The 5,265-nt window shown below is 45.2% G+C and carries 5 protein-coding genes and 1 pseudogene; 2 read left to right on the plus strand and 4 right to left on the minus strand.

All coding sequences use genetic code 11. The annotated features are described in order from the left end of the window. The first annotated feature begins 15 nt into the window (after positions 1 to 15). Positions 16 to 471, plus strand: a complete 456-nt coding sequence (locus tag RAC86_RS34950; protein ID WP_015250840.1) for an RDD family protein — start codon at positions 16 to 18, stop codon at positions 469 to 471. A gap of 29 nt (positions 472 to 500) precedes the next feature. On the opposite strand, the gene RAC86_RS34955 is transcribed toward RAC86_RS34950, so the two are convergent. The 3 genes from RAC86_RS34955 to yxaF form a co-directional block, all read right to left on the minus strand. Then, the gene (locus tag RAC86_RS34955) at positions 501 to 1,709 is read right to left on the minus strand and encodes a DUF418 domain-containing protein (protein WP_128740871.1); all 1,209 of its coding nucleotides are present in this window, start codon (positions 1,707 to 1,709) and stop codon (positions 501 to 503) included. 107 nt (positions 1,710 to 1,816) lie between these two features. Continuing rightward, positions 1,817 to 2,830 (minus strand): quercetin 2,3-dioxygenase, encoded by a 1,014-nt coding sequence (gene qdoI / locus RAC86_RS34960; RefSeq protein WP_038428088.1) that lies wholly within the window; start codon positions 2,828 to 2,830, stop codon positions 1,817 to 1,819. 93 nt (positions 2,831 to 2,923) lie between these two features. Further along, complete coding sequence (gene yxaF, locus RAC86_RS34965) at positions 2,924 to 3,499, minus strand: transcriptional regulator YxaF (RefSeq protein WP_029726137.1); 576 nt, start codon at positions 3,497 to 3,499, stop codon at positions 2,924 to 2,926. 131 nt (positions 3,500 to 3,630) lie between these two features. On the opposite strand from yxaF, the pseudogene RAC86_RS34970 reads away from it, so the two are divergent. Continuing rightward, a pseudogene (locus RAC86_RS34970) lies at positions 3,631 to 4,700 on the plus strand (SDR family oxidoreductase). 58 nt (positions 4,701 to 4,758) lie between these two features. On the opposite strand, the gene RAC86_RS34975 reads toward RAC86_RS34970, so the two are convergent. After that, positions 4,759 to 5,190, minus strand: coding sequence for a MarR family winged helix-turn-helix transcriptional regulator (locus RAC86_RS34975; protein WP_003243994.1), 432 nt, complete (start codon positions 5,188 to 5,190; stop codon positions 4,759 to 4,761). Positions 5,191 to 5,265 lie beyond the last annotated feature (75 nt).

Raw genomic sequence — 5,265 nt, forward strand, 5'->3', positions numbered from 1 at the left:
GAGAGAGAAAAATACATGGAAAAACCAGCAGGATTTTGGATTCGTTTTTTAGCTTATTTTATTGATGGCATTATTGTATCTGTTCCTAGTTATATTATTCTATTTGTGATCAATTCTGTTTTTGTAGCTGGGGCTGTGGCAACAAACCCTTACATGACGGAAGAAGAGTATTTAGTGAAATACATGACGCTTGCATTTTTGCCTACTATGCTGATCATGATCGTCATCAGTGTGTTATATTACGGGCTGCTCACAGCTTCTAAAATGCAAGGCACACTTGGCAAAAAAATTCTTGGCCTGAAAGTGGTCAATGAACAAGGTGAACGGGTTTCTGTCGGACAGGGAATTGGCCGTTACTTTGCCTATATCTTATCTGGAATCATCTTTTATATCGGGTTTATCATGATCGCCTTTGGAGAGAAAAAAGGCCTGCATGACATCATTTGCAAAACACGTGTCGTGTATAAATAATAGAAAAAAGTCTAGACGCCAATAGGCATCTAGACTTTTGTTTTCTTTACAATAGGCTGCCACGACAGATACGTAGCGCTTCTCCACAGCCACTCAAACGGCCCCATCCGAAAGACACGAAGCCAAAGGTGGCTGAAGGCCATTTGAACGGCACAAACCGTAATTGTAATGAGCACACCGGCAGCAGGGTACACTTTTCCATACAGGCCCAAGCCGTAATGATAAAAAATCCAAGTACACACAATAGACTGCATCAAATAATTGGTAAATGCCATCCTCCCAACAGCGGAGAATGATTGCAGCACTGTTCTCACTCTTGTTTTATGATAAAGATAGACAACCGTTGTAACATAGAAAAACATGAGGAAAGGCGCGCCAATCAGCAGAAATAGTTCCTTTTCCGTTACACTGTACAGCACATGGGCGCCGATGCCGATGACAAGCCCAGCCATCCATAATCGTTTTAATCCTTTGCGATGCTTTTCCGGTTCATGCAAATACCGTGATTTTGCTGCCGCAGCTCCCAGCAAAAACATGCTGAAATAAGGAATGGATGCAAAGAAGAAGTTGAGCGGATTATACGTAAGCATGCCATTCGAAGACATATAAACAAGACGGTCATGGATCCGCTGTTCTGCAATGTCCTTCAGGCTGCCGCTTCCATAAACATGAATCGCTTGTGTTGCCTGCTGTGTTACCGCTTGTACCCATTCCTGTCCGTTTGATTGATCAAAACTTGTCAACATGAACGGAATGGAAAACAGAAGATACAAAGAGACCGCCCATATCAGCAGTGTTTTCGGCTTTGCTTTTCGAAACAAGAGCAGGACAAAACCGAGCAAGGCATATTCTGTTAAAATATCCCCGTCCCATATCAAAAAGGCATGAATCGTTCCAAACAAGAGAAGCGCCATTAACCTTCTCACATATAACGGAACAAACCGTTTCCCTTTGTTTTCTGCTCTCTCCATCATGACAACCATGCCAAATCCAAATAAAAAGGAAAACAATAAAATACATTTTGTTTGAATGAAGAATTTCAGTATGTCTGCGGCGGCAAAATCAGCTTCAGACCACTTATCCATGAAAAAATTCTCTTTTCCAAGCATAGACAAATACATATCCGGATAACTGAAATGTGCCAGATTGACAAATAAGATGCCGAAAATCGCCATTCCTCTCAGCACATCAAGCACACCGATCCGCTCATTTGCCAAAGTCGGCTGTAATGAAGACATAGCCATCACGCTCCTTTTTTCTGTACCTTAAGGGTATGAAAAAATGAAGCGCGGAAACATCGATTTAGGTGTCAGGCCGGCATGAAAACCTTACAATCTTGTCATCTTTATGGTTTCATCACCTTTAAATCTAATGCTTCGATATTCTGCAAAACGCGATCAAAGCGCAAAGCCTGAGGCTCACATGGGAAGATGTGGCCTTCATACGGGTCGCCTAACGTCCGGAAAAACGGTTCAAATAAACCAGGAACCAATACGCCCACCATCTTTGTATAGTAAGAATCAAGGCGATAGGAGTGAACGGTATTTGCAGGGACATGCAGGAAATCTCCCGGATTCAGCTGAATTTCCTGGCCATCTGCCCACATCGTCATCTGGCCTTCAAGGCAATAAAATGTTTCTGTATGATGTTCATGGTAGTGATCAACGATTCGGTCACCTTTAGGGCCTTCAGAGGATACGACGATAAACTGGCCATCTGTATTTTTTTGTGCAGCCACAATGCGGTGAAGCTGATCTCCAGTCAACAGGCGATCTCCTTCTCCTGATTCAAGAACGTATGGAACGGCTCCATCTGGCAGCTCTGTAAGTTCCGCTAATTTGGCCGAACATGCAGGCTTTCCTTCATCTAGAAATACAATGTCCGCTACAGCGGCTGCTTCTGCAAACCGCTCGTTTGAGACTTCTTCGCTTGCGTACGGCGGATGTTCAGCGTGATCATACGGATTCCCAATAACGGAATACAAGTGCGCTACGTTTCCTTTCATCGTGTAAGATACCAGTCTTGTTCTGTGGCTCTGCATCCGGTAGCTGTGCGGTGTTCCCGCCGGAATGTTGGCATAATCACCTGATATTAATAAATAGCGTTCACCATCAAGTGTCAGTTCCAGTTTCCCGTCCAAAACGAGAATTCCTTCATGTGTGTCCTTGTGGACGTGAAGCGGAAAGGCATCTCCTTTTCCCCCGGAAAGAAGCACGATCTCAAACAAATCACCTGTGCTCCTCCCATTCGCCATCACCGTGGCGACCTGTCTGCCGAACAGATAGCGCTCGCCTTCTCCGCTCCGGAGCAAATAAGACATTTTTTCTTTAGGCAACGAATGTGTACATAATGTTTTCATATTATCGCTTCCTCCAATTTAGACCAGTCTATATACTATCATTTATTTGTCTAGACCGTTCTATATAATTGTAGGAGAAAGGATAACAAAATGCTACCCTTTTTTTCTCACCAGCACTGGTATTTGTTCGGCAATGAGAAGAAGAGGCGTTTTGTCTTTATTCGTTAACGAAAGCATGATGCCGCCCTCAATCATCGAATTAATCAGCGTTCCAAGCTGATTTGCTTCTTCTTCTGCAAATCCGTTTTCCATTAATTTTCTGGCAAAGACCGCTTCCCAGCTTTTAAACACCTTCATGCAAACCGTCCGCAGCGGTTCACTGATTAACGCTGTCTCACTCGCCAGCAAACCGACTGGAATACCTTTAATGCTTTCTGTGTTATCAAATTGGCTGGCTGTTTTTTTGATAAAAAGCTGAATCGCTTCAACAGGATCAGAGGATTCATCCATGCTTTTCTGTATCAGATGTTCAACGATCTTACCTGTATATGTAACCGCTTCAATTGCTAGTTCTTCTTTGCCATTCGGAAAAAAGTGATAAAGCGATCCTTTTGGAGCACCGCTTTCTTTTACAATCTGGTTCAAACCTGTCGCGTGATATCCTTGCAGCTGGAACAGACGTGACGCCGTGTGAAGGATTTTTTCACGTGAATCTCCTCTGCTAGTCATTAAAACATTCCCTCCTAGGTATGGTAGAGCGACTTATATAATATAAAAAAGAACCCTGTGATTGTCAAAAGGGGTAAGACCCTCCCGGATGGGGTAAATGTACAAAAACAGCGTCTAGGAGGGATCTCTCAATGACAATCGATCATTCAGTCACGAATACAGAGCAGCTTGAACAACAGAACCCCGGCATGAAAACGAAGATCAAACTGAAAAAACTCAAGGATCAGGTGATCGTCATTACCGGCGCTTCAAGCGGTATCGGACTTGTCACGGCGAGAATGGCAGCTGAAAAAGGCGCAAAGGTCGTGGCAGCAGCGCGAAATGAAGACGCGCTGAAGGAGCTCACTGATGAACTTAAGGAAAAAGGGCACGACGCCATATGGGTAAAGGCGGATGTCGGAAAAGAAGAGGACGTCAACCGCATCGCAGAAACCGCGATCAGCACATTCGGCCGCTTTGACACATGGGTCAACAATGCGGCCGTCTCGACTTTCGGACATGCCATGGACGTCACCGTCGAAGACATGAAGCGCATGTTCGACACAAATTTCTGGGGACCTGTTTACGGAACAAGAGCGGCTGTCAAACACTACACCGGCAGAGGTGTGCCGGGCGCACTCATTAATGTAGGAAGCCTGTTCGGAGACAGGGGAACAGTCATTCAATCCACATATGCGTCTACCAAATTTGCGCTTCACGGCTGGACGGAAAGCATCCGAATGGAGCTTGAAAAGGAACAGGCGCCCGTCTCGGTAACGCTCATCCATCCGGGCAGAATTGACACACCATATAACGAGCATGCGCACAGCTACCTCGACAAACAGCCGGCTCATTACCGCTCCATGACTATCCGCCGGAAGCGGTCGCCGAAGCGATCCTGTTTGCCGCCGAACACCCTAAGCGCGACATGTACATCGGCTCACAGGCCAAAGCCATCGCCATGCTGGGCGCGCTTTTTCCTCGTCTGACCGACAGACTGATGGAAAAAACCATGTATCACAGCCCGCATGCCGAAAGACCGTCCAAACCGAGAGAAGAAAGCGCTCTTTATGATGCGGGCTGCGGTATGCATGACAGAGGCACAAATAAAGGATGGATGAGGTCAAGAAGCTACTACACGAATGCGACGAAGCGCCCCATTGTATCTGCGGCTGTTATTGCCGGACTAGTGGCTTGGGCTGCCGCCAAACGATGCAGATAATCTCTGACCATGATAGAAAAACCCATGCTGTTCCAGCGAACCATGGGTTTTTCAGCTGTTAATCGATAAAAGCCTTGTTCATACGCTGCAGCAGCTCGCCGAACATCTCTTTTTCCTGTGTTGACCATTCTTTCAGCATCTGTTCATAACGTTCAAGGCGCTTTTGCTGATCAGCTTTTAATAGTTGTTTGCCGAGTTTTGTAATGGTAAACAGGCTTACTCTCCCATCAGACGGGTCTGAGAAACGATAGATGAGCTCCTTTGCCTCTAATGCAGCTGCTTGTCTTGAAAGAGTAGAAATATCAAGCTTAAACGATTCAGCCAATTCCTTAACACGAGCAGGCCCAAACTCATCCAATTGTCTCAGTAATAAGTACGAAGATCTCTCCAAATTCCCTGTTCTTTTCTCCGATTGATCCAGATAAACAGCTCTCCTGATAAAAGTCGTCAGCTCATATTCAATTAATTCAACTGGATTTTGATTTTGCAATCGCTCTCGCTCCCTATTCCAATCTCCGGCATTGACAACATCATATATGCTTGTATAATACAAATGTACATTAAC

This window comes from Bacillus sp. LR_5 (genome assembly GCF_042709275.1).

Bases quoted from the DNA above. Each gene is read 5' to 3' on its own strand.
- RAC86_RS34955 (WP_128740871.1), bottom strand. From the start codon at position 1,709: ATGTCTTCATTACAGCCGACTTTGGCAAATGAGCGGATCGGTGTGCTT.
- RAC86_RS34950 (WP_015250840.1), top strand. From the start codon at position 16: ATGGAAAAACCAGCAGGATTTTGGATTCGTTTTTTAGCTTATTTTATT.
- yxaF (WP_029726137.1), bottom strand. From the start codon at position 3,499: ATGACTAGCAGAGGAGATTCACGTGAAAAAATCCTTCACACGGCGTCA.
- qdoI (WP_038428088.1), bottom strand. From the start codon at position 2,830: ATGAAAACATTATGTACACATTCGTTGCCTAAAGAAAAAATGTCTTAT.